The sequence below is a fragment of the Blautia sp. NSJ-175 genome, from assembly GCF_022867815.1.
GTDB classification, from domain to species: domain Bacteria; phylum Bacillota; class Clostridia; order Lachnospirales; family Lachnospiraceae; genus Blautia; species Blautia celeris.
In genome coordinates this window covers 258,377-282,927 of sequence record NZ_JALIFQ010000003.1, presented here as the reverse complement: position 1 = coordinate 282,927, position 24,551 = coordinate 258,377, and the positions used below count along the sequence as shown (strand labels likewise).

General features: G+C 50.1%; 18 protein-coding genes. 16 read left to right on the top strand and 2 right to left on the bottom strand.

The annotated features are described in order from the left end of the window. The first annotated feature begins 418 nt into the window (after positions 1 to 418). The 3 genes from MUB35_RS06820 to MUB35_RS06810 all read left to right on the top strand — a co-directional run bounded on the left by MUB35_RS06820 (position 419) and on the right by MUB35_RS06810 (position 3,334). Positions 419 to 1,801, top strand: a complete 1,383-nt coding sequence (locus MUB35_RS06820) for a sodium-dependent transporter (protein WP_033141110.1) — start codon at positions 419 to 421, stop codon at positions 1,799 to 1,801. Between the two features lie 144 nt (positions 1,802 to 1,945). Continuing rightward, positions 1,946 to 2,797 (top strand): thymidylate synthase, encoded by an 852-nt coding sequence (gene thyA, locus MUB35_RS06815; RefSeq protein ID WP_033141062.1) that lies wholly within the window; start codon positions 1,946 to 1,948, stop codon positions 2,795 to 2,797. A gap of 42 nt (positions 2,798 to 2,839) precedes the next feature. Beyond that, positions 2,840 to 3,334 carry a dihydrofolate reductase gene (locus MUB35_RS06810; protein ID WP_227242539.1) on the top strand — a complete coding sequence of 165 codons (495 nt, stop codon included), beginning with the start codon at positions 2,840 to 2,842 and terminating at the stop codon, positions 3,332 to 3,334. A 79-nt stretch (positions 3,335 to 3,413) separates the two neighbouring features. On the opposite strand, the gene MUB35_RS06805 is transcribed toward MUB35_RS06810, so the two are convergent. Continuing rightward, a complete protein-coding gene (locus MUB35_RS06805) occupies positions 3,414 to 4,439 on the bottom strand; it encodes a branched-chain amino acid aminotransferase (protein WP_033141064.1) in 1,026 nt (341 codons plus the stop codon). A gap of 186 nt (positions 4,440 to 4,625) precedes the next feature. Between MUB35_RS06805 and MUB35_RS06800 the strand changes: the two genes are divergently transcribed. The 10 genes from MUB35_RS06800 (at position 4,626) to folK (ending at position 17,443) form a co-directional block, all read left to right on the top strand. Next, entirely contained in the window at positions 4,626 to 5,966 is a 1,341-nt protein-coding gene (locus MUB35_RS06800) for a 5-bromo-4-chloroindolyl phosphate hydrolysis family protein (protein ID WP_103731265.1), read from the top strand. A 43-nt stretch (positions 5,967 to 6,009) separates the two neighbouring features. Continuing rightward, positions 6,010 to 7,152: a toxic anion resistance protein gene (locus tag MUB35_RS06795; protein ID WP_103731264.1), complete on the top strand. Its 1,143-nt coding sequence runs from the start codon at positions 6,010 to 6,012 to the stop codon at positions 7,150 to 7,152. A 64-nt stretch (positions 7,153 to 7,216) separates the two neighbouring features. Then, positions 7,217 to 8,272, top strand: coding sequence for a flavodoxin-dependent (E)-4-hydroxy-3-methylbut-2-enyl-diphosphate synthase (ispG, locus tag MUB35_RS06790; RefSeq protein ID WP_103731263.1), 1,056 nt, complete (start codon positions 7,217 to 7,219; stop codon positions 8,270 to 8,272). Positions 8,273 to 8,297: 25 nt separating this feature from the next. Continuing rightward, positions 8,298 to 12,839 (top strand): PolC-type DNA polymerase III, encoded by a 4,542-nt coding sequence (locus MUB35_RS06785; protein ID WP_244805948.1) that lies wholly within the window; start codon positions 8,298 to 8,300, stop codon positions 12,837 to 12,839. Between the two features lie 24 nt (positions 12,840 to 12,863). Continuing rightward, complete coding sequence (locus tag MUB35_RS06780) at positions 12,864 to 13,091, top strand: hypothetical protein (RefSeq protein WP_033141069.1); 228 nt, start codon at positions 12,864 to 12,866, stop codon at positions 13,089 to 13,091. Positions 13,092 to 13,283: 192 nt separating this feature from the next. Then, positions 13,284 to 14,576 (top strand): bifunctional folylpolyglutamate synthase/dihydrofolate synthase, encoded by a 1,293-nt coding sequence (locus MUB35_RS06775; protein WP_033141070.1) that lies wholly within the window; start codon positions 13,284 to 13,286, stop codon positions 14,574 to 14,576. Between the two features lie 3 nt (positions 14,577 to 14,579). Next, positions 14,580 to 15,134 carry a GTP cyclohydrolase I FolE gene (gene folE / locus MUB35_RS06770; RefSeq protein ID WP_033141071.1) on the top strand — a complete coding sequence of 185 codons (555 nt, stop codon included), beginning with the start codon at positions 14,580 to 14,582 and terminating at the stop codon, positions 15,132 to 15,134. Positions 15,135 to 15,232: 98 nt separating this feature from the next. Then, the gene (locus MUB35_RS06765; RefSeq protein WP_317430433.1) at positions 15,233 to 15,736 is read left to right on the top strand and encodes an HD domain-containing protein; all 504 of its coding nucleotides are present in this window, start codon (positions 15,233 to 15,235) and stop codon (positions 15,734 to 15,736) included. 57 nt (positions 15,737 to 15,793) lie between these two features. Beyond that, complete coding sequence (gene folP / locus MUB35_RS06760; protein WP_054351954.1) at positions 15,794 to 16,609, top strand: dihydropteroate synthase; 816 nt, start codon at positions 15,794 to 15,796, stop codon at positions 16,607 to 16,609. A gap of 6 nt (positions 16,610 to 16,615) precedes the next feature. Beyond that, complete coding sequence (folK, locus tag MUB35_RS06755; RefSeq protein ID WP_199688303.1) at positions 16,616 to 17,443, top strand: 2-amino-4-hydroxy-6-hydroxymethyldihydropteridine diphosphokinase; 828 nt, start codon at positions 16,616 to 16,618, stop codon at positions 17,441 to 17,443. Between the two features lie 141 nt (positions 17,444 to 17,584). Here the strand turns inward: folK and MUB35_RS06750 are convergent, their stop codons facing one another. Continuing rightward, positions 17,585 to 18,682, bottom strand: coding sequence for a pyridoxal phosphate-dependent aminotransferase (locus tag MUB35_RS06750; protein ID WP_103731260.1), 1,098 nt, complete (start codon positions 18,680 to 18,682; stop codon positions 17,585 to 17,587). Positions 18,683 to 18,914: 232 nt separating this feature from the next. Here MUB35_RS06750 and MUB35_RS06745 point away from each other — a divergent pair, with 232 nt between their 5' ends. Genes MUB35_RS06745 through MUB35_RS06735 form a run of 3 tightly spaced genes read left to right on the top strand, consistent with a single transcriptional unit; the run spans position 18,915 to position 24,511 of the window. Then, positions 18,915 to 22,457 carry a DUF5717 family protein gene (locus MUB35_RS06745; protein WP_244805947.1) on the top strand — a complete coding sequence of 1,181 codons (3,543 nt, stop codon included), beginning with the start codon at positions 18,915 to 18,917 and terminating at the stop codon, positions 22,455 to 22,457. A gap of 16 nt (positions 22,458 to 22,473) precedes the next feature. Then, positions 22,474 to 23,721 carry a DUF5716 family protein gene (locus MUB35_RS06740; RefSeq protein ID WP_033141074.1) on the top strand — a complete coding sequence of 416 codons (1,248 nt, stop codon included), beginning with the start codon at positions 22,474 to 22,476 and terminating at the stop codon, positions 23,719 to 23,721. A gap of 10 nt (positions 23,722 to 23,731) precedes the next feature. Then, positions 23,732 to 24,511, top strand: a complete 780-nt coding sequence (locus MUB35_RS06735) for a tetratricopeptide repeat protein (protein WP_033141075.1) — start codon at positions 23,732 to 23,734, stop codon at positions 24,509 to 24,511. Positions 24,512 to 24,551 lie beyond the last annotated feature (40 nt).

Here is a 24,551-nt window from a genome sequence, read left to right as displayed (position 1 = left end):
CCGGGGACAGGCGGACCGGGAGAGAAAACCCCCTTGGATTACCCAAAAACCGTTTGACAAGGAAAAAGAACCGCTTTATACTATTATTAAAATATAAAGAAAAAGGCAAAGAAAAGAAGAGTACATTCTGCAGACTGGCAAAGAGAGCTTCGATCGGTGGGAAGAAGTGCAGCAGGCTGGATGGAAGATGGTCTTGGAGCCGCGTACCGACTACAGAAGTATAGGCTACGATGGGAGCGCCCATTACAGCGCCGGAGTATAAGGATATCCATGGAGTGGTTTGGATTTCCCGTACTTGCAAAGGTCTGTGCCGTGAGGCGCGGATGAATCAAGGTGGTACCACGAAGCATAATGCTCTCGTCCTGATTGTATGTCAATTATGGACGGGAGATTTTTTTTGCCGGAAAAGGAGGAGATTATGAGTAAACAGACACAGGAAACAGGAGGAGCGCCCAAATGGTCGGGCAGCTTCGGATTTATTATGGCAGCAGCGGGTTCTGCTGTGGGAATGGGAAACTTATGGCGTTTCCCCATGCTTGTGGGGGAGAGCGGAGGCGGAGCCTTTGTTCTTGTGTACCTCATCTGCATCTTTCTGGTGGGGATTCCGCTGATCATTGCCGAGATCAGTATTGGCCGCGCCGGAGGAAAAGACGCCTTCGGAAGCTATAAGGCCCTGAATTCCAAATGGGGCGGTGTGGGTATTCTGGCGGTGATCACAAGCTTCATCGGCCTTTCTTACTACGCCGTGCTGGGCGGCTGGGTGATCCGGTATATTTTTGTCTCCGTGACAGGGCTGCCAAAGAGCAGTGAAGCCTTTTTTACATCGTTTACAAGCAATACGGGCAGCCAGATCATCTATTATCTGGTGTTTATGGTCATCACAGTGGCTATTGTTGTAATGGGAATCCAGAAGGGGATTGAGAAGTCATGCAAGATCATGATGCCGCTTCTGATCGTCTGCCTGATCGTCATTGTCATTCGTTCCTGTACACTTCCGGGTGCCGGGGAGGGAATCAAATTCTTTCTGAAACCGGATTTCTCAAAATTGACGCCGGGAGCCTTCCTGTCAGCACTTGGACAGGTATTTTTCTCCCTGTCACTGGGTACAGGGGCCACGATCACATACGGGGCCTATCTGGGGAAAAATCAGAATATTCCCAAGAGTGCCGCAAGCATTGCGTTTTTCGATACCATGGTGGCCATGATCGCGGGATTTGCCATTCTTCCTGCTGTGTTCGCATTTGGATTTTCACCGGAGAGCGGACCGAGTCTTATGTTCCAGACACTGCCTGCAGTGTTTGATGAGATGGCAGGCGGAAAGATTTTCGGGGTGGTGTTCTTTGTGCTGGTGCTGTTTGCCGCAGTTTCCACAAGTATTGCGTTTTTAGAGGTAGTGGTCTCCTTTGCTGTGAACACATTCAAGGTAAGCCGTGCAAAGGCATCCGTCATTTCCGCGGCACTCATCACCTGTCTGGGAATCCCCTGCGCGCTCAGCTTCGGTATCTGGAGCGATATTAAGATTGCCGGAAGAACCTTCTTTGACCTGGGAGATTATCTGGTGTCCAATGTATCTCTGCCGATTGGCGGGATTCTGGCCTGTATCTTTATCGGATGGGTATGGAAGAGGAAAAATGCAGAGAAGGAAGTTACGAATGACGGAAAGATCAGCTTTAAACTGGTTTCCGCCTGGTCAGTGCTGGTGAAGTTTGTACTGCCGGTTGTGATCTTTATTATCTTTGTAACCTCCAACCAATGGATAAAAAAATTGTTTGAAGATCTGTTTGGCAATCTGTTTAAGTAATAACGGGACAGGAACCGTCCGGATGCATGGCAGCAGAGCCGCATCCGGGCGGTTTTTCTTCTATTGTCAATTTCAATAATTAATGATATTCTGTATAGGACAAAAGATGATTAGAAACCTATTATAGAAAAGCGAGGACAAGGCATGAGTCTGGCAGATCATATTTTTATGGATATGTGCCGCGATATTCTGGAGAACGGCACGGACACAAAAGGCGAAAAGGTCCGCCCAAAATGGGAGGATACCGGGGAGAGCGCGTACACGATCAAACGTTTCGGAGTTGTGAACCGCTATGATTTGAGAAAAGAGTTTCCCGCGCTGACACTGCGGAAGACAGCTCTTAAAAGCTGCATGGATGAGATCCTCTGGATATACCAGAAAAAGTCCAACAACATCCACGACCTGAATTCCCATATCTGGGATGCCTGGGCGGATGCGGACGGCTCCATCGGAACCTGTTACGGCGATGTGGTGGGGAGGAAGTTCATCTACAAGGGGGAGGAGACAGACCAGATGGATTATGTACTGCGGCAGCTAAAAGAAAACCCGTACAGCCGCAGGATCATGACCAATCTGTACCAGTTTGAATATCTGCACAGCGGTGCGCTGGACCCCTGCTGTTACAGCATGACTTATAATGTGACAAAGGACGCGGCAGAGGACAGGCTGGTACTGAACGGTGTTTTGAACCAGCGCTCCCAGGATGTTCTGGCGGCAAACAACTGGAATGTGTGCCAGTATTCCATCCTTCTTATGATGGTGGCCCAGGTAAATGACATGATCCCCGGGGAACTGGTGCATGTGATCGCGGATGCCCATATCTATGACCGCCACGTGCCGGCTGTCAGGGAACTGATTTCCAGGACACCTTATGCGGCGCCAAAGGTAACCCTGAATCCGGAGATAAAGGATTTTTATGACTTTACCACAAAGGATCTGATCGTGGAGGATTACCAGGCGGGGCCGCAGATCAGGAATATACCCATAGCAGTTTGAGGCGGCAGTCCAAGAATCTGCATGACAAAGGAGAGAGACAAGATGAATATAATCGTAGCTGTAGATAAGAACTGGGGAATCGGCAAAGACAACCGTCTGCTTGTGAGCATTCCGGCTGACATGAAATTTTTCCGCACCACAACCACCGGCAAAGTGGTTGTTATGGGAAGAAAGACTCTGGAGAGCTTTCCGGGCGGACAGCCCTTGAAAAACCGCACGAACATTGTGCTCACAAGGGATGAAAATTACAAGGTAAAAGACGCTGTGATCGTGCACAGTGTGGATGCGCTTATGGAAGAACTGAAACAATATGACAGCGAAGAGATTTATGTCATCGGCGGTGACAGCGTATACAGCGCCCTGCTGGACTACTGTGATACCGCTTATGTAACGAAGATCGACTTCGCCTATGAGGCAGATACCTGGTTCCCCAATCTGGATGAGAGAAAGGACTGGTCAGCAGCTGAGGCCAGCGAGGAGCAGACCTATTTTGACCTGGAATACCAGTTCGTAAAATATAAGAAAAACGGCAAATAATACCTGCGGCTCTGCCGCGGACACAAAACAGGCCTCCGGAGGAAAAATTCCCGCCGGAGGCCTCTGATTTATTCAATAATTATTCAATAACCTGAATCCATCCCTCAGGAGCTTCCAGTCTACCCATCTGGATGCCTGTGAGTGTGTCATACAGTTTCTGGGTTACAGGGCCCATCTGTTCCATGCCTGCCGGCAGTATGATCTCTTTGCCGTGGTCAACGATCTTTCCTACCGGGGAGATAACTGCAGCTGTGCCGCAGAGACCGCACTCGGCGAAATCTTTTACTTCCTCGAAGAGAACCTCCCTCTCCTCAACCTTCAGGCCCAGATAATGTTCCGCAACATAGATCAGGGAACGTCTGGTGATGGACGGCAGAATACTGCTGGATTTTGGTGTTACCACGGTGTTGTCTTTGGTGACAAAAAGGAAGTTGGCGCCGCCTGTCTCCTCCACCTTGGTTCTTGTGCCCGGGTCCAGATACATATTTTCATCAAAGCCCTGGTTGTGGGCATCCACGATGGCGTGAAGGCTCATGGCGTAATTCAGGCCTGCTTTGATATGGCCCGTGCCGTTTGGTGCTGCACGGTCAAAATCGCTGACGCGGATGGTCAGAGGCTTTACGCCGCCTTTGAAGTAAGGGCCAACAGGAGTGGTGAATACACGGAACTGGTATTCATCGGCTGGTTTTACGCCGATAACCGGGTTGCTTCCGAACATATAGGGACGGATATACAGTGTGGCTCCTGAGCCGTAGGGCGGTACATAGGCAGCATTTGCCTTTACAGTTTCCTTCACTGCCTGTATGAAGCGCTCTTTTGAGAACACAGGCATTTCCAGGCGGCGGGCAGAATTCTCCATGCGCTCACCGTTTAAGTCAGGGCGGAAGGTGACGATGCGTCCGTCTTCCGTTGTGTAGGCCTTCAGTCCCTCAAAAACCGTCTGTGCGTACTGCAGGACACCTGCGCACTCGCTGATGGTCACTGTGTCATCTGTGATCATTGCGCCCTCGTCCCAGGCTCCGTCCTTATAATTAGAAACATAGCGGTAGTCGGTTTTCAGGTATGAAAATCCGAGATTAGACCAGTCAATGTTCTTCTTTTCCATAGTAGTTCCTCCATTCTGCCGATAGATACGGTATGTAATCATAATTTTTTATCATTATAAAACTTTAACGTATGAATTGCAAGAGATGCCGCATTGCTTTTTTCTCTTATTTCATATATAATCGTAATCAAACGGACAAGTATGTCTGATAGCTAATAGTTTTATTCAAAACTGGAGAGATAAAAGATGGCAAATAATGATTGGAATAATCTGGGTAGGGATATTAAAGATATCGTACAGGATGCCCTGGATACAGGAAATTTTAACCGGTTGAACCGAGACCTGGGAGCCACGCTGGAGGATGCGCTGGGCAATGTGGCCAACAGTGTGAAAGACGCGGCAAAAAGCGGCATGGACCAGGCAAAAAACAGTATGAACCAGGGTTCGTGCTGCGGCGGGCGGGACAGGATCCGAAGACCAAACAGCGGGGCAGGCTCCCGCAGGACTTACACAGGCAGCTCTTCGTGGAATGACAGGACCTATTCCCCGGATGGGTTTCAGTCAAGACCAAGATACCGGTACCCCGAGACAAAGCGGGTAAAAGAGGCAAGGGAAAAATTTGCCCTCTATATTAATACCAGCGGGCCGAGAGCCATGGGCATACTCTTTACCACCCTGGGTTTTGCGCTGTTCGCCATGTTCGGCGTCACGCTGACGGTGCTGGGAATCTGTTCGCTGTTCATCGGTTCCCTGGCGGATAAGATGGGAATCTTTCTGTCCGTGTTCGGTCCGGCTATCGGCATCAGCGGAATTATGGGAATCTGCGGGAATAAGCTCAGAAAGAAAATAAACCGTTTCCGTTCCTACATACACACCCTGAACGGCAGGACGTATGCGGAGATCTCGGAGCTGGCAAAGGGTGTGAGAAAGCCGGAGAAATTTGTCCGCAGGGATTTGAAGCGGATGATCAAGAAATATATGTTTCTGGAGGGACATCTGGATGAGTCGGGCACCTGCCTGATCACCAGTGATGAGTCTTATAAACAATATCTGGAGACAAAGAGACAGGCGGAGATCCAGCAGAAAGAAAAAGAGCAGGAAATCCGGCAGGAAAAAGAAACAGACAGCGATGAGAATTTGTCCAAGGAGGCCCGTCAGGTCATAGAGGAGGGCAATGCCTACATTGAGCAGATAAGAAAAAGCAATGACGCCATCCCGGGCGTGGAGATATCCAACAAGATGTATCATCTGGAAAATGTGATCAAGCGTATCTTCAAGCGTGTGGAACAGCATCCGGAACTGATCGATGACCTGCACAAATTCATGGATTATTACCTGCCCACCACAGTGAAGCTTCTGCAGGCCTATGAAGAGCTGGACAAACAGGATGTGGAAGGCGACAACATCATAATGGCAAAGAAAGAAATTGAAAATACACTGGACACTATTAATGAAGCATTTGAGAATCTTCTGGACAGCTTTTTCAGGGATACGGCGTGGGATGTAGCCACAGATATTTCGGTCCTGAAGACCATGCTGGCACAGGAAGGCCTCACAGGCGGCAAGGATTTTCAGCAGGATAAGTGAGATCCGGGCTGTGAATGGAAATGAACCGAAGAAGGAGTAAGAGATGAGTGACGAATTCAAAGATTTCACGGTAACACCCACACTGACATTTGACGCGCCCCAGGAGGCGGCGCCGGTTGTGGAAATAAAAAAGGAAGAGCCGGTGGAACCGCAGCTTGACGAGAGTGTGCTCTCCGATGCGGAGCGGAAAATGGTGGATGATTTTTCAAAACAGATTGATATCCGCAATTCCGCAGCCATTCTGCAGTACGGGGCAGGAACCCAGAAAAAGATGGCGGATTTTTCCGAGGAGGCTCTGGAAAAGGTAAAGACAAAGGACCTGGGTGAAGTGGGAGATCTTCTGGGCGATGTGGTGACACAGCTCAAAAGCTTCGATGCAGCCGAGGAGGAAAAGGGACTGCGCGGCCTGTTCAAACGCGGCTCCAATAAAATAGAAGCTATGAAGACAAAATATGCCAAGGCGGAGACAAATATTGCGAAGATCGTACAGACCCTGGAGCAGCACCAGATCCAGCTTATGAAGGACGCTGCCACCATGGACAAGATGTATGCCCTGAACCTGAATTATTTTAAAGAGCTTTCCATGTACATTCTTGCCGGAAAAAAGAAACTCCAGGAAGTGCGCAGCACAGACCTTCCCCAGCTTATGGAGAAAGCCCAGAGAAGCGGTCTTCCGGAGGATGCCCAGGCAGCCAAGGACCTGGATTCCATGTGCCAGAGATTTGAGAAGAAGATCCATGACCTGGAACTGACCCGCATGATCTCCATCCAGACAGCACCCCAGATCCGTCTGGTACAGGGCAATGACACCCTGATGGCAGAGAAGATCCAGTCCACTTTGGTCAATACCATTCCTCTTTGGAAGAGCCAGATGGTTCTGGCACTGGGCGTTGCCCATTCCTCTGAGGCGGCAAGGGCACAGAGACAGGTGACCGATATGACAAACGCTCTTCTCCAGAAAAATGCGGAGACACTTAAGATGGCCACCATCGAGGCCGCGAAGGAATCCGAGCGGGGCATTGTGGATATTGAAACGCTGAAGAAGACAAACGAGTCTCTGATCAGCACTTTTGATGAGATCATGAACATCCAGAAAGAGGGCCATCAGAAGCGTATGGAAGCTGAGGTGGAGATGAACCGTCTGGAAAGTGAACTGAAGAATAAGCTTTTAGAGATTAACCGGTAAATGCAGAACGGGCGTGTTTAGGTCAGAAAAGCCTGAACACGCTTTTTATACAGGAGGCAGTGAAATGTATCGTGACCATACAAAAGTGGTACAGATAGGTGATAAAAAAATAGGCGGGGGCAATCCGATCCTAATCCAGTCCATGACTAACACGAAAACAGAGGATGTGAAAGCCACAGTGGCACAGATCCATGCTCTTGAGGAGGCAGGGTGTGAGATCATTCGCTGTACGGTTCCCACGAAAGAGGCGGCAGAGGCGCTGGGGGAGATCAAGAAACAGATTCATATCCCTCTGGTAGCGGACATTCATTTTGACTACAGAATGGCTGTGGCGGCCATGGAGAACGGGGCAGATAAAATTCGTATCAATCCCGGAAACATCGGTGGTCCTGAGAAGATAAAAGCAGTGGTGGACACAGCGAAGGAGAGGAATATCCCCATCCGTGTGGGCGTCAACTCTGGCTCCCTGGAAAAAGAGCTGGTGGAAAAGTATCACGGCGTGACCGCGGAGGGACTTGTGGAGAGCGCGCTTGACAAGGTGAAAATCATAGAGGACTTTGACTATGACAACCTGGTCATCAGCATAAAATCCTCAGATGTCCTCATGTGCGTCAAAGCCCATGAACTTCTGGCAGAGAAGACAGCATATCCCCTTCATGTGGGCATCACAGAGGCAGGCACCCTGTATTCCGGCAATATCAAATCCGCTGTGGGCCTAGGCATTATCTTATACCAGGGAATCGGCGATACCATCCGTGTATCCCTCACCGGAGACCCGGTGGAGGAGATCAAGTCCGCTAAGAGGATCTTAAAGACACTGAATCTGAGAAAAGGCGGTATCGAGGTGGTTTCCTGTCCGACCTGCGGAAGGACGCAGATCGATCTGATCGGACTGGCAAACCAGGTGGAGACCATGGTGCAGAAGTTCCCGCTGGACATCAAGGTAGCTGTCATGGGCTGTGTGGTCAACGGTCCGGGAGAGGCCAAAGAGGCGGATATCGGCATTGCGGGCGGCAAGGGTGTGGGTCTGCTGATCAAAAAAGGCGAGATCATCAGAAAAGTTCCGGAGGCGGAGCTTTTAGATGTCCTTCGGCTGGAACTGGAAAACTGGGAGAAATAGTGTTTTACGGAAAGGAAGCTTAAAGATGGAAAAGAATTTTCTGGATGTCTTCCCCAATCTGGAAATGGGGCAGGAACTTGCCGCCCTGCTGGAAGAGGTGGTGGTGACAAAAGTTGCCGTCAATCCGGAAAAAGACCATATCAGAATCTATATCCGGAGCAGGCAGTGGATCCATAAGAAATACATCTATTCCCTGGAGGAGACCATACGAAACCAGTTCTTTCCCGGTGTGCCCATGTCGGTGAAGATCATTGAGAAGTTCACTCTGACCGGGCAGTACACTCCAAAACTGTTTTTTGACGCATACCGCACTTCCATGTCCATGGAACTGAAAAACTACAGCATTCTGGTGTATAACATGTTCCGCACAGCCCAGATAACCTTCCCGGAGGAGCAGAAGATGGAGCTTAAGATGCAGTCCTCCGTGCTGGCAAAGAGCCGGGAGGAGGAGTTGGTCTCCTATATCGAGAAGGTATTCTGCGAGCGCTGTCCCTTCTCCCTGATCGTGGAGCCGGAATATGTGGAGGCCAGTGAGAGTAAAGTCCGTAAAAACAGTGAGATCCGTATTATGCAGGAGGCTGCTCACGTAATTGAGCAGTCTTCTTTCGGGCAGCAGGAGGAGGGCGGAGAAGTTCCGGAGGAGGAAGCCGCTTCTGCCGGGGAGACTTCAAAGGAAGAGAAAAAGGCAGACGCTCCTGCAGGAAAGACATCCGGGGAGGAGAAGAAAGCCCCAAAAGACCGGAAGGAAGACAAAGGGAAGGACGGAAAGGGCAGAAAGAATTTCGGAAAAGGAGACCGCGGTTTCGGCGATTATAAGCGCAGCATCAAGCGCTCCGACAATCCGGATGTGATCTACGGCAGAGATTTTGAAGATGAGACCATTCCCCTGGAAAGCATCCAGACGGAGATGGGCGAGGTCTGCATACGCGGTCAGATCATGACACTGGAGACCAGGGAGATCAGAAATGAGAAGACCATCATCATTTTTGCCATCACGGATTTTACGGATTCCATCACAGTGAAGATGTTCGCCAGAAATGACCAGGTGAGTGAGATCCTGGAGGGCGTGAAGGAGAAAGCCTTTCTGAAACTGAAGGGTGTGACCACCATTGACCGGTATGACAGTGAGCTGACCATCGGAAGTGTGGTGGGAATCAAGAAGATTGCCCCCTTTACCAGTTCCAGGGCAGACACCAGCCCGGAGAAGAGGGTGGAGCTTCACTGCCATACTAAGATGAGTGACATGGACGGTGTGTCTGATGCGAAGGCCATCATTAAACGGGCCTATGAGTGGGGACACAGAGCCATTGCCATTACAGACCACGGTGTGGTGCAGGCTTTCCCGGAGGCCAACCACTGCTTTGATTCCTGGGGCGGTGTTGTACCGCCGGATGCGGATTTTAAGGTGATCTACGGTGTGGAAGCTTATCTGGTGGATGACATGAAAGGAATCGTGCAGAACAGCAAAGGGCAGTCCATGCGCGGAACCTTTGTGGTATTTGATATTGAGACAACAGGATTTTCCGCTCTTAGGGATAAGATCATCGAGATCGGAGCGGTCCGGGTGGAGGACGGTAAGATCGTAGGGCGTTTCTCCGAGTTCGTAAACCCCAGGATACCCATTCCCTTCAGGATTGAAAAGCTTACCAGCATCAATGACAGTATGGTGGCAGGCGCTGATAGTATAGATGTGATCCTGCCGCGGTTTGTGGAGTTCTGCAGAGGGGCAGTCATGGTTGCCCACAACGCGGAATTTGATATGAGCTTTATCGAGAAAAACTGCGGGGATCTGGGAATCGAGACAGATTACACATCTGTGGACACTGTGGGAATGGCCCGTTTTCTGCTTCCTCAGCTAAACCGTTTTAAGCTGGATACCGTCGCAAAGGCGGTGGGCGTTTCCCTGGAGCATCACCACAGGGCTGTGGATGACGCGGAGTGTACGGCTCAGATTTTCCAGAAGTTCATTACCATGTGTGAGGAGAGGGAGATCAGCACCCTGGATGAGCTGAATGAGAAGGGTGCTGTCTCTGTAAACGCAGTGCAGAAGATGCCCACTTACCATGCCATTATTCTGGCTAAAAACGATACGGGCAGGGTTAATCTCTATCATCTGGTGTCAGATTCCCATCTGATCTATTATCACAGAAGGCCGAGAATACCAAAGAGCCTGTATCTGAAATATCAGGAGGGTCTTATGATCGGTTCCGCCTGTGAGGCCGGAGAGCTGTACCAGGCTGTTTTAAACGGCAGGCCCGAGCCGGAGATCGCCAGACTGGTGAACTTCTATGACTATCTGGAAATTCAGCCGATCGGCAACAATGCCTTTATGCTGCGGGATGAGGACAGGACGGATATTCAGACAGAGGACGATCTGCGGGAAGTCAACCGGAAGATCGTGAAGCTGGGGGAAATGTTCAATAAGCCGGTGGTTGCCACCTGCGATGTGCATTTTCTGGACCCGCCGGACGAGGTCTACCGAAGGATCATCATGGCGGGAAAAGGCTTTGACGACGCGGATCTGCAGCCGCCCCTGTTCCTCCACACAACGGAGGAAATGCTGGAGGAATTTTCCTATCTGGGCAGCGAGAAGGCCGAGGAGGTGGTCATCACCAACCCCAACAGGATCGCGGATATGGTTGAGAAGATATCTCCCATCCACAAGGGGAAATGTCCCCCTGTCATTGAAAATTCAGATGAAATGCTGAGGGAGATCTGCTACAGCAAGGCCCATGAGATATACGGAGAGAAGCTGCCGAAAGTGGTTGAGGAGCGCCTGGAGAGGGAGCTGAATTCCATTATCTCCAACGGTTATGCGGTTATGTACATGATTGCCCAGAAACTGGTATGGAAGAGCAACAGTGACGGTTACCTGGTAGGGTCACGAGGTTCGGTAGGTTCCTCCTTTGCGGCCACTATGTCGGGTATCACGGAGGTAAACCCTTTAAGTCCCCATTATTACTGTCCCTCCTGCCACTACTGTGATTTTGACTCCGATGAAGTGCGGGCGTACTCCGGCAGGGCAGGCTGTGATATGCCGGATAAGAACTGTCCGGTGTGCGGAAAGCCGTTGACAAAAGAAGGATTTGACATTCCCTTTGAAACCTTCCTGGGATTCAAGGGGGACAAGGAGCCTGATATTGACCTTAACTTTTCCGGTGATTACCAGGGAAAGGCACACCGGTATGTGGAGGTTATATTCGGCGCCGGGCAGACTTTCAAGGCAGGCACGATCGGTACGCTTGCGGAGAAGACGGCGTTCGGATACGTGAAGAATTACTTTGAAGAGCGGGGAAGCCGCAAGCGTTACTGCGAGATAAACAGAATCGTGCAGGGCTGCACAGGCGTCCGCAGAACCACGGGACAGCATCCCGGAGGTATCATCGTTCTTCCCATCGGCTGGGATATCGAGGAATTTACCCCGGTGCAGCATCCGGCCAATGATATGAGCAGCGATATTATCACCACACACTTTGATTACCATTCCATTGACTCCAACCTGTTAAAGCTGGATATTCTGGGACACGATGATCCCACAATGATCCGTATGCTGGAGGATTTGACCGGCATCAATGCCAGGGAGATCCCTCTGGACAGCAAAGAGGTTATGTCTCTTTTCAAAAATACGGATGCATTGGGTGTCACACCGGATGATATCAGGGGCTGTCCGTTAGGCTGCCTGGGGGTACCGGAGTTCGGAACGGATTTTGCCATGCAGATGTTGATTGACGCCAATCCCACATCTTTTTCTGACCTGGTGCGTATTTCCGGCCTGTCCCATGGTACAGACGTGTGGCTTGGAAACGCGCAGGATCTGATCAAATCAGGGACGGCAACCATTACTACATGTATCTGTACCCGTGATGATATTATGATCTACCTGATCAACAAGGGCCTGGAACACGGGCAGGCGTTCACCATCATGGAGAGCGTGCGTAAGGGAAAGGGCCTGAAACCGGAGTGGATTGACGATATGAAGGCACACGATGTGCCGGACTGGTATATTGATTCCTGTAAGAAGATCAAGTACATGTTCCCAAAGGCCCATGCGGCGGCTTATGTAATGATGGGATGGAGAATCGCCTACTGTAAGATTTATTATCCGCTGGCATATTACGCGGCGTTTTTCAGTATCCGCGCAACGGCTTTTTCCTATGAGCTGATGTGCCAGGGAAAAGAGAAGCTGGAATATTTCATGGATGACTATGAAAAGCGCAAGGATACACTGAGCAAGAAGGAGCAGGATACCTACAGAGACATGAAAATCGTGCAGGAGATGTACGCGAGAGGATTTGAGTTTGTACCCATTGACCTGTATAAAGCCAATGCCCATACCTTCCAGATCATGGAGGATAAGCTGATGCCCGCCCTGGATACCATAGAGGGACTGGGGGACAGGGCAGCCGACGCTGTGGTGCTGGCCGCGGAGGAAGGGGAGTTCCTGTCAAAAGACGATTTCCGAAACAGAACCAAGGTCAGCAAGACAGTGATCGATCTGATGGATGATCTGGGTCTGTTCGGGGATCTGCCGGATTCCAACCAGATGTCACTGTTTGACTTTCAGTAAAAGCAAAGCCGGGAGGGGTATGCCATGAAGAAAAAGATAGCACCTGTGATCATAACAATTGTAGTAAGCCTGCTGATCATTCTGTGGGCCTGTACGGGGCTGCGGGAGACGGCAGGCCTGGATGGATTTTCCTCAGCCGGATTGCTGTTTTTGCTGGCGGGGATCGGGGGCGTGGGCGTCCTGGTGGCAGTGCTCTTTATCAGACTGAAGGAGATTGACCATGAAGATGAGGACGACCTGAAAAAATATTAACGTGTGTATGAATATGGTTCAGGAGTTTGGAAGTACCGCAGCACTGTTTGGCAAACAGTGAGTGCGGTACTTTTGCATCTGGCATAATATTCCATACAATAGATATATTTCTTGAACACACAGGGGAAAAGTAATATAATGGGAACGATATAGAGACGGACAAAAAAGAGGGCCGCCTCGGATAGGAGAAACATGAATTACAAAGAAGCAAGAGTATATTTGGACGAAGTGTCCAAATACGGAAGTGTACTTGGTCTGGATAACATGAGAGAGCTGCTTGAGCGGCTTGGAAATCCCCAGGATGATTTGAAGTTTATCCATATTTCCGGTACCAATGGAAAGGGGTCAGCACTCTCATATATGTCCACAATCCTTTCCGGTGCGGGCTTGCGGACAGGCCGGTACATATCTCCAACCCTATATGCCTACCGGGAACGGATTCAGGTGGACGGGGAAATGATAGACAGGGAATCCCTGGCTGCCCTGGTGACGGTTGTCAAAGAGGCAGTGGATGCCATGGAGGCGGAGAAGAAGGGGAGTCCCACAGTATTTGAAGTGGAGACCGCCCTGTCCTTTTTGTATTTTAAAGAGAAGAAATGCGACATCGTGGTATTAGAGACAGGACTCGGAGGAACATTAGACGCCACCAATGTTGTGAAGACGACAGTGATGGAAATGATATCTTCCATAGGCATGGACCACATGGAGTTTCTGGGCGGTACCCTTCAGGAGATCGCGGAAAATAAAGCAGGTATCATCAAACCCCGCACATGGGTGGTAAGCGCGGAGCAGGACCCCCAGGCGGCAGCGGTGATCAGGCGCGTCTGCCGTGAGAAGGAGTGCAGGCTTTCAGTGGTGGACCCGGATGCTTTTCAGGATGTGCATTACGGGTATGATAGGCAGACTTTTTCTTACAAGGACTGGAAGGACGTGGAGATCACCCTGGCAGGCACTTACCAGGTCACCAACGCGGCACTGGCACTGGAGGCTGTGGAGGCCCTGCGAAATTTGGGATATTCCCTGACAGAGGAACAGGTGAGAAAAGGAATGAAGGAGGCTTTCTGGAGAGGGCGTTTTTCTGTTATCCACAAAAATCCTGTGGTAGTCATAGACGGTGCCCATAATCCGGCGGCGGCTAAGGTGCTGAAGGATTCACTTGAGACATATTTTCAGGGCAAAGACCTGCATTTTATTTTCGGTGTGTTTGCGGACAAGGATTATCAGAGCGTGATCAGCATGACAGCGCCTCTGGCAAAACACATCATCACCATACAGACACCGGACAACCAAAGAGCACTTCCGGCAGAACAGTTAAGAGACGCTGTGGCAAAGGTGAATCCCAGCGTAGAGGCAGCGGGAAGCATACGGGAAGCTGTGAGGAAGAGTATGGAAAATGCACAGAAGGATGACGTGATCGTAGCGTTTGGCTCTCTGTCCTTTTTAGGGGAGCTGGACCGGGAAGTACAGGCCATGGAGGGAGAGTAATACATGAACCAGGATAAGATAAAAGAGGGAGTACGCCTGATTCTGGAAGGAATCGGGGAGGATATAAACAGAGAGGGGCTTTTGGAGACACCGGACAGGATTGCCCGTATGTATGAGGAGCTGGCTGCCGGTTATACCGACGATGCGGCAGTACATCTGAAGAAACGTTTTCATGTGGATAATAATGATATGGTGATGGAAAAGGATATTCATTTCTATTCCTTCTGCGAGCATCACATGCTCCCTTTCTACGGAAACGCGGCTATCGCCTACATTCCCAACGGGGAAGTGGTGGGCCTGAGCAAGATTGCCAGGACTGTGGAGGTGTTCGCAAAACGGTTCCAGCTTCAGGAGAGACTGACCGCCCAGATCGCGGATGCCTTTATGGAGGAGCTGAAGCCAAAGGGCGTGATGGTGCTGGTCCAGGCAGAGCATATGTGCATGACCATGCGCGGCATCAAAAAACCGGGAACCAGAACCGTATCTGTAGTGACCAGAGGTATCTTTGACGACAATGAGAGCCTGCAGAATTCTTTCTACAGAATGCTGGAGTGCTGACAAGGGTTCCGCCGCGCCTGCGCATTTCCCGTACTGATCATGTATAGGAATTTGCCTGACAAAATTGCCGCGGCGGCTGATAAAAGAGGACAAGAAGAGTGGAAGACAACAGGCAGGATATGACAAGGGTAAACCGGATCCGGAACCATCCGCTTTACCGGGAAAGTTTACATAATATAGAAAAGCTGGAGCAGGAGCGCATCTTCTGCGGCCATAATGCACAGCATCTGCTGGATACCGCCAGACTGGCTTATATTGAGAACCTGGAGCGGAATCTGGGAATTTCCAAAGAAATGATCTATGCGGCAGCTCTTCTGCACGACATCGGCAGGGGCCTGCAGTACACTGAGGGCATTCCCCATCACGAGGGCGGAGTAAAACTTGCCGCTCCCATACTGAAGGACTGCGGCTTTACAGATGCGGAGTCAGAGGAGATCCTGGATGCCATCGGCGGCCACCGCGACACGTCGGCCAAAGGGAAAAGGAACCTGGCAGGCATCCTTTACCGGGCTGATAAAGGTTCCCGCTGCTGCTTTTCCTGCCCTGCCCAGGCGCAGTGCAGCTGGAGTGCAGAGAAGAAAAATATGTATCTGACCGTATGAACCGGCATACAGACCGCAGCGGCAGACAAAAATACAGGAAAAAGGAGACAACAGGAAATGAAAATCGGAAACAGAATTTTTGACACAGAACATGACTGTTACATAATGGCTATTTTAAATGTAACCCCGGACTCCTTTTCAGACGGCGGAAAATGGAACGACGTGGAGCGTGCAAAACAGCATGCAGCCCAAATGATCGCCGAAGGGGCAGCCATCATTGACGTGGGAGGAGAATCCACCCGCCCGGGACATCAGCAGATCACCGTACAGGAGGAAATCGACCGGGTAGTGCCTGTCATCGAAATGCTGAAACAGAACTTTGATATCCCCGTATCCATAGACAGCTACAAAAGCCAGGTAGTGGAAGCCGCCCTGAAGGCAGGCGCTGACATGGTAAATGATATCTGGGGTTTCAAATACGACAAAAAAACAGCAGAACTCACTGCCCGCTATCAGGTACCCTGCTGTCTTATGCATAACAGAGACAAGGCAGAGTACACAGATTTCATGCAGGAAATGTGTGAGGATTTAAGAGAATGTGCCGCCATCGCAAAAGAAGCAGGCGTTGCAGACGACAAAATTATCCTGGATCCGGGTGTGGGCTTCGGAAAGACCTATGAACAAAACCTGACTGCCATAAACCACCTGGAAATGCTGAAGGAGATTGGATACCCTGTTCTTCTTGCAACTTCCAGGAAATCCGTGATCGGCAATACCCTGGATTTGCCCGCTGACCAGAGAGTGGAGGGAACACTTGTAACCACAGTCATGGGTGTAGAAAAGGGAGCGGCATTTGTGAGAGTCCACGACGTAAAAGAAAACCTCCGTGCCATCCGCATGACACAGGCCATTCTTTGCGAGAGAAAGGGATAATAGCATATGAATCTGGAAAAATACGATAAGATAAACATAGAAGATCTGGAAATATTCGCAAACCACGGCGTATTTCCGGAGGAAAACAAACTGGGTCAGAAGTTCATGGTATCAGCCACACTGTACACAGATACCGTACACGCCGGCAGGACCGATGAGCTGGCAGCGTCCATAGACTACGGGGCTGTGAGTCATTTCATAACTTCTTATATGCAGAAGCACACCTTCAAGCTTCTGGAGGCTGCTGCGGAGCATCTGGCAGAGGAAATGCTTTGCAGCATTGCCCATCTGGAAGCAGTCACCCTGGAGATCAAGAAACCCTGGGCGCCGGTAGGCCTCCCGCTGAAAACCGTATCCGTAAAGATAACAAGGGGATGGCATACCGCTTACATCGCTCTCGGCTCCAATCTGGGAGACAAGAAGGCATACCTGGACATGGCAGTGGAGGAGCTTGACAAGACGACAGGCTGCAAGGTCTTAAAAGTCTCAGATTACCTGGTGACAGCGCCCTACGGCGGTGTGGAACAGGATGACTTCCTGAACGCCTGCCTCAGTATGCGGACTCTGTACAATCCTCACGAGCTTCTGGATCGCATGCACGAGATCGAGCAGGCCGCCAAAAGAGAACGCCTGGTACACTGGGGGCCCAGAACGCTGGATCTGGATCTGCTGTTATTTGACGATGAGATCATAGATACAGAGGAACTGATCGTGCCTCATGTGGAAATGCATCTGCGGGATTTTGTGCTGAAGCCGCTGGCGCAGATCGCGCCATGGAAAAGGCATCCGGTGCTTCTGAAAACCATAAAAGAGCTGGAGGCTGAACTCAAATAAGCGAAAGCGGATGGACGGGCCATTCCACCTCTATTTCTCAAAAACGCAGTGGCAGAGAAAACCAGGGGTGTGTGTGGAGGGGGCGGGAGCACAGCCCCCACAACCCGTTCATTTTTTTATCCCCCTCCCGCCATCTGTCTTTTACCCCAGCAATTCTCCAAACGCCTCTATCAGCGCATCATTTTTCTCAGGACTCATAACACAAAATCTCACATAAGAAGAATCCAAAAACGGAAACGTAGAGCAGTCACGTATCATTAGTCCCTTCCGGATGCAGCAGTCAAACAGCATATCCGATGTCACATCCTCCTTCAATATTTTCATAAGGATAAAGTTCGTACAGGAAGGATACACCTTCACAGTATCCCAGGCAGAAAGTATTTTGAGAAGACGTTCCCGCTCCGTAGTGATGAGGGTGCGGGTCTTTTCAATGTATTCTTTGTCGGAGAACATGATACAGCCCGCGATCTCTGCCAGGCTGTTGATCGTCCAGGGGTTCTTTTTGGTGTTGATATATTTCAAAAGATCAGGGTTTCCCGTGACTGCATAGCCCAGCCTGAGACCGGGAGCGGCAAAAAATTTGGAGATACCGCGCAGGACGATCAGGTTGTTGTAATTGTTGGTAAGGGGAATGGAAGAAATCTTCCTGTCATCAGGGGCAAACTCTGCATAGGTCTCGTCCACCATGACAGCAATGCCGAACTGCAGGGCAGCGTCCAGAATCTTGCGCATGTCTTTTCTGGAGATGGCAGAAGCGGTGGGATTGTTGGGGTTGCAGAGTACCAGCAGGTCCAGGCCGTCTTTCATCTGAGCACACAGGTCGTTTACATCCATCTGGAAGTTATTTTCCTCCTTCAGGGGGTAATAGAGCGTGTGGCCTCCTTCCAGGGCAATCTCTCGCTCATATTCTGAATAGGTGGGGCCCAGGATCAGCGCTTTTTCTGGGTGTGTGGTCTGTATGAACAGGGAAATAAGCTCAGTGGAGCCGTTGCCCACAATGATGTTCTCGAACTGGGCGCCGGTGTATGCACAGATACTTTTGCGCAGCTTTGTGTAGTCTCTGTCCGGGTAGGTGGTGATGGCGTCCACGTGGCTTGCCAGTGTCTCCCGCAGGAGGGGAGAGATGCCGAGGGGGTTTACATTTGCGGAAAAACTGGTGATGTCTTCTTTTTTGATTCCGTAGATTTCTTCGATTTTTTCCAGGTCGCTGCCGTGAAAATGGTCTTTATGTTTCAGCATGAAAATGCCTCCGTTTCCTTTGATTTTCCTATTTATAGAGTTGTTGAAGGGGCGGCAGAGGTTGCACCCCTTGCATTTGTAGTGTATAATTGTACTATTCAGGACTCTGTCCTGAAATAATATATACTAACACATATTATAGCGGGATATAGAAAATAGTTCAACAAGATAAATAATAATCAGTCGGAGATTCTCCGGGCCATATGGTTTAGAGATAACGGGGTAGAATACATTGAAGAGAAGAATAGAACAACTGATAAATGGAAGATTTGAATACGAGGTTCCGGGTCTTTTGCTGTCCAGGGAAGATATCAGGGAGAGCACAAAGGCCGGGGAAAATATCAGGGGAGAGCTGATCATAGCAGCAGAGAATGGGAGCCGGATAAAAGGGATCGCCTATTCCTCCCATCGCCGTTTTCTTCTGGGAAAAGAGCGTTTTACCGGGGAGAAGATAGAGATTCCCTACGGGGCAGATGTAAAGGGCCTGAACCCCGAAGATTCCTTTGAGGGAGAGCTGGTTCTCAGCACCAGCATCGGAGAGTACAGGGTTCCCTTTGCCATACAGGTGGAACCGTGCCGGATCAAGACATCTGCAGGCTCCATCAGGGATTTGGATGCCTTTGCGGAGCTGGCGAAAAAAGATTTTAAGGAGGCGTACCATCTGTTCCTGGATGATTCCTTTCCGGAGCTTCTGAAAGAAGAGCAGGAGGTACTGCCCTATTATTATGCCATGGCGAAAAATCCTGTGACCTGGCAGCATCTGGAGGAATTTCTCATCGGCACGGGAAAAAAGGACCCTGTGAAGCTGCATCTGGAACAGGAGAATCTGGAGATCTATGAGGTGCAGAGTTCCCTTATGGATACTGTCCGGGTGCGCAGAAGCGGCTGGGGCTATCTGAAAGCAAGCGTGACCGTGGAGGGCGATTTCCTGGAAGTAGAGAAAAAGTCCATACGGGACGAGGATTTCATCGGCAGTGTATATGAGCTGCAGTATATTATCCGCAGAGAGAATCTGGGAAAAGGCAGAAATTACGGAAGAATCTGTATCAAAACCGTTTACCAGACCCTTGTTTATGAAGTGATGGCCTCCAAAAGCGGTAAGATCCAGGTAAATGTTGCGGCATACGAGAAGAAAAAGAAACTGGAGCTTTTGAGAGATTACCTGGACTACAGTCTGGAGAAGCTGTCAAAGAGCCAGTGGGAGAGCAGGACACTGGGACTTCTCACAGAACTGCGGGAGACCGGGCATTACACCACGGAGCACCAGTTGTTTGAGGTCTGGTTCTACCATGAATGCGGGGAGGACAGCAGAGCAAAGGACGCCCTGGATAAGTTAAAAGACAACAGCCGGATTCAGGCGGAGGAGGAGCTGGAGGGCGTATATCTCTACCTGGAGGATGTGCTGGGATGCGGTCAGGAGATCCGGGAGAAGATGGTGGTGCGCCTCCATCAGCTTTACCAGCGCAGGGAGGACAGCTTCCTTCTGTTATATATTCTTCTGAAAACAGATTCCGAGCAGGTGCGTACCCAGTCAAAGAAGATCTATCTGCTGGAGGAGCAGTACAGAACCGGCTGCAGAAGCCCGTTTCTGTATCTGGAAGCATGCCGGATAGCGGCAGCGGACGGAGCGCTGCTCAGGAGGATCAGTCCCTTCACCATTCAGGTGCTGCTCTTTGCCATGCGGCATGATATTATGACAGAGGAGATGGCCTTCCGCGCCACAGACCTGGCGGGGCAGATGAAGGATTTCAGTCAGAAGGTATATGAGATACTGGAATACATCTACGAAAAATATCCTTCCACAGCCGTGGTGCGCTCCATCTGCATGCTGATCATGAAGGGCGACCCCAGGAAGAAGGAATATTTCCGGTGGTATGAGCTGGCAGTGGAGAAAGAGCTGAAGATCACAAGACTGTACGAGTATTATATTGAGACCATGAGCCGCAATTACCAGAAAATGCTGCCACGCATGATACGCATGTATTTCAGCTATAACAATACGCTGAGCGACGCGAAGAAGGCATTTGTGTACAGCAATGTGATACGCAACAAGGAAGTGGATAAAACTACTTATTTAAGCTATAAAAGCAGTATGGAACAGTTCGCCTGTGAGAAGCTCAAGGAAGGCAGGATGAATGAGGACTTTGCTGTGGTGTACCAGGAGTTCTGCTTAAGCTCCCATGATCCTGCAGTTAAGAGAGCCCTTGCGAAGGTGCTTTTCACCCACAGGCTTTACTGTGATGACCCCAAGATACGGCGGGTGATCGTCCGCCATGCGGCATTTTGTGAAGAACAGACGTATATCTGTACGGATAAAGTGGCCTATGTGTCCATTTACACACCGGACGCCAGGATTGTCTTTGAGGATGACAGGCAGAGGCGCTATATCCAGACCATAGATTACAATATCCAGCCGCTTTTGGAGAGAAAAGAGCTGGCAAGGCAGCTTCTGGCGGAGGGAATCCGGACACCGGGGCTTCTCCTCTATACCTGCGGGGAACTGAACCATGAGAACCCCATAACAAGAGAAAATATCTCCTGTATCCAGGATGTGTCCGGGGAGGACTGCTTTTCTGAAGATTACAGGCAGAGGGTGCGCAGGCGCCTGCTTCTCTACTATGAGGAGCATATGGATAATGACAATCTGAAGGATTACCTTCGGGAGATGGATTTTCACAGCTTTGCAAAAGTCAACAAGAGCCTTCTCATCACCATTTTGATCAAACAGGGCATGTATGTGGGGGCTTATGACCTGCTGTGTGAGTACGGCTATGAGGAGATCGACCCAAGAGACCTGTTAAGGCTGTGCAGCCGCATGATCCTCAATCTGGAGTTTGAATATGAGGAGGAGCTTCTTCTTCTGGCTCACCATATATTTAAGGAGAACACCTATGATGAGGTGGTTCTCGAATATCTGACCAAGTATTTTGAGGGACCTGTGGATGAGATGATCCGGGTGTGGGAGCGCTCCATGGGATTTTCCATAGAGGCCTACGAGCTGGAGGAGGACATCCTGACCTACAGCATGTTCACAAGAATCTACCATCCGGGGGATGCGGCGGTTCTGAAGGACTATGTAAAATTAAGCGGTAAGGAACAGGTGATACTGGCTTACCTGACCTTTGCATCCTTTCAGTATTTTATCGGGGGAAAAGAGGCGGAGACGTTTATTTTCCGCTCGCTGGAGCACGTGAGGAAAAAAGGATGGGAGTATGATATTATCTGTGACCTGGCCCTTCTCAAATATTATGCACAGGAAAAGAAATGGGAGGAAAACAGGCTGGAGACGGCCCGCGCCATCTTATCCGTATGTGCCAGGACAGGGCTTAAATTTGCCTTTTTCCAGGAGCTTCCCAGAACCCTTCTGCAGAGCATGCAGCTTGAGGACAAGGTGTTTGCCCAGTGCCAGGCCAGTCCCAGGGCGGATGTGACCATTCACTACCGCATGCTGCAGCCGGACAGGGAGCCGGGAGAGTTCAAAAGCGAACCGCTGAAAAATCTGTATCAGGGTATTTACAATAAAGAATTTATCCTGTTTTACGGGGAGGTACTGGAGTATTATTTCACTGTGGCAGGCCGCGGGGAGATACAGCAGACGGAAAAGAACAGGCTCACCGTTCCCGAGGCAAAGCTGGAGGGGACTACAAAATACCAGATGATCAACCGTATGCTGGCGGCGAAACAGCAGGGAAGAGAACAGGAGCTTATGGAACTGCTGGGACAGTACAGACAGCAGGAAGCCTGGGTTTCCTCTCTCTTTGAACTGATAGAATAAGGAGGCAGACAAGGGCATGAATGAGACAAGAAATATTATCGCGGGCCTGGAACTGGGGAAGGAGTTTTCCCAGATCTGCTATTATGACAGAAAAGAAAAAGAACCGGTCTCTCTTTCCGTGAAGACAGGAAGCAATCAGTATACATTTTCCACCAGACTTTCCAAAAGGCCCAGGACAGAAGTGTGGCACTTCGGTATGGAGGCGGATTATTTCTCCATGCACGAGGGGGAGATTCCGGTGGATAACCTGCTGGAGATCTGGGGCCAGGGAGAACCGGTGGAGATTGACGGCGGCTGGTACAGGCCGGAGGAGCTGCTGGAGATCTACTTAAAAGGCTGTCTGTCCGTGCTTGGCGTGGCAGAGCCGGCGAGACAGATCAAGACCCTGATGATCACGGTTCCGGACCTGAACCGGGTGCTGGTGCGCAAGCTGCAGAGAGTGTGCAGCCGCCTGAAATTTACTTCCGGGCAGGTGCTTCTGCAGGATTACGAGGAGAGCTTTTACTATTATGTGATGAGCAAGAGACTGGATAACTGGAACCGTATGACAGGACTCTTCACATTTGATAAAGGAAAAGTATCTTTTTCCCGCATGGTGGTAGACAGCCAGAAAAAGCCCATGCTGGTCACAGTGGAACACGGCAAGACCATAACCCTGCCGGAAGACCCGGACCAGAAGGACGTAGACTTTTACCAGTTGATTGCAGATTCCTGCGGAAATGACACATACGCGGGGATTTACCTGGTAGGGGATGGATTTTCCAAGGACTGGGCTGTAAGGAGTGTACCGCTTCTGTGCAAGAATCAGCGCCATGTATACTATGGAAACAACATGTATGTGAAAGGGGCATGCTATGCGGCCAGGGAGCGGACCGAGGAGAAGCTTCTGGGCACATATCTGTATGTGGGAAATGCCCTGGTCCAGAACCATGTGAGCATGGAAATGCTCATCCAGGGGAAAAAGAAGAACTATACCGTTGCTGAGGCCGGAAGAAACTGGTATGAGACAGAGCATGAATTTGAACTGCTTCTGGACGGCAGGGAGAACCTGGAATTCATGGTGAAGCCCATGGACGGCGGGGAAGTAAGACATTACTGCATGAAGCTGCCGGGGCTTCCGAAAAGGCCTGACAGGACCACGAGGCTTCGTGTGCACATCATGTATGAATCAGCGGATACCTGCATTATTCTGGTACAGGATCTGGGATTCGGGGAGATGTTCCCCTCAAGCGGCCTGATGTGGACCGAGAGAGCAGCGTGGTAGGAGGAAACAGATGAGCGGATACATATTATGTCAGATAAAACGGGCTTCCCTTCCGTTTTATATTGAAAACATCAGCACGAATATCTACAGTATAGAAGAATTATGTTATTATCTCTACCACAACATCTATCTTCTGGACGAGACGATCATCAATGAACATCTCTGTGACTGGATAAAAAACGAGCTGGGACTATTAAAGCTCTACCAGAAGCTGTACCGGATTCTGGAGGAAGAGCGGGGGGCAGGGGATTTCATCCTGGCTGTTTTCAGGGAGATCAATTACCTGACCCATGAGCAGTTTAAAAAATTAAATGAGGAGCTTGTGGTCCTGGAACAGCTTCCCGAAGTGGCCCGCAAGAAGAAAAAGGGCGACTATCTGGTGGACAACCGGATGTATGTGAATGCCATCCGCATTTACGAGGATGCCCTAAGAAGTGTGGATACCGGAGGTCTTGGCGGACAGTATGAGGGGGAGATCTTCCACAATATGGGCTGTGCCTATCTGCACCTCTTCCAGATAGAGGAGGCTAAGGAATGCTTTGAAAAGGCATATGAAAAGCTTCACACCAAGCTGATCCTGAAGCATTACCTGTGTGCCTGCAGGATGCTGATGGAGGAAGCCCAGTGGCAGGGAGAATGTGCCAGAATGGGTGCGGATCTGGATACCTGCAGAGAGATCCAGAAAGAGATGGAAGCCAAAAAGCCGGATGCTTCCCGGGAAAAACAGGAAGACATGGGGGCTCTTTTGGAAAAATACACAAAAGAATATCACAGAAGTACCGGATTTTAGGCTTGTGTTTTGAAAACCGATGTTATATAATTCCTTGTGT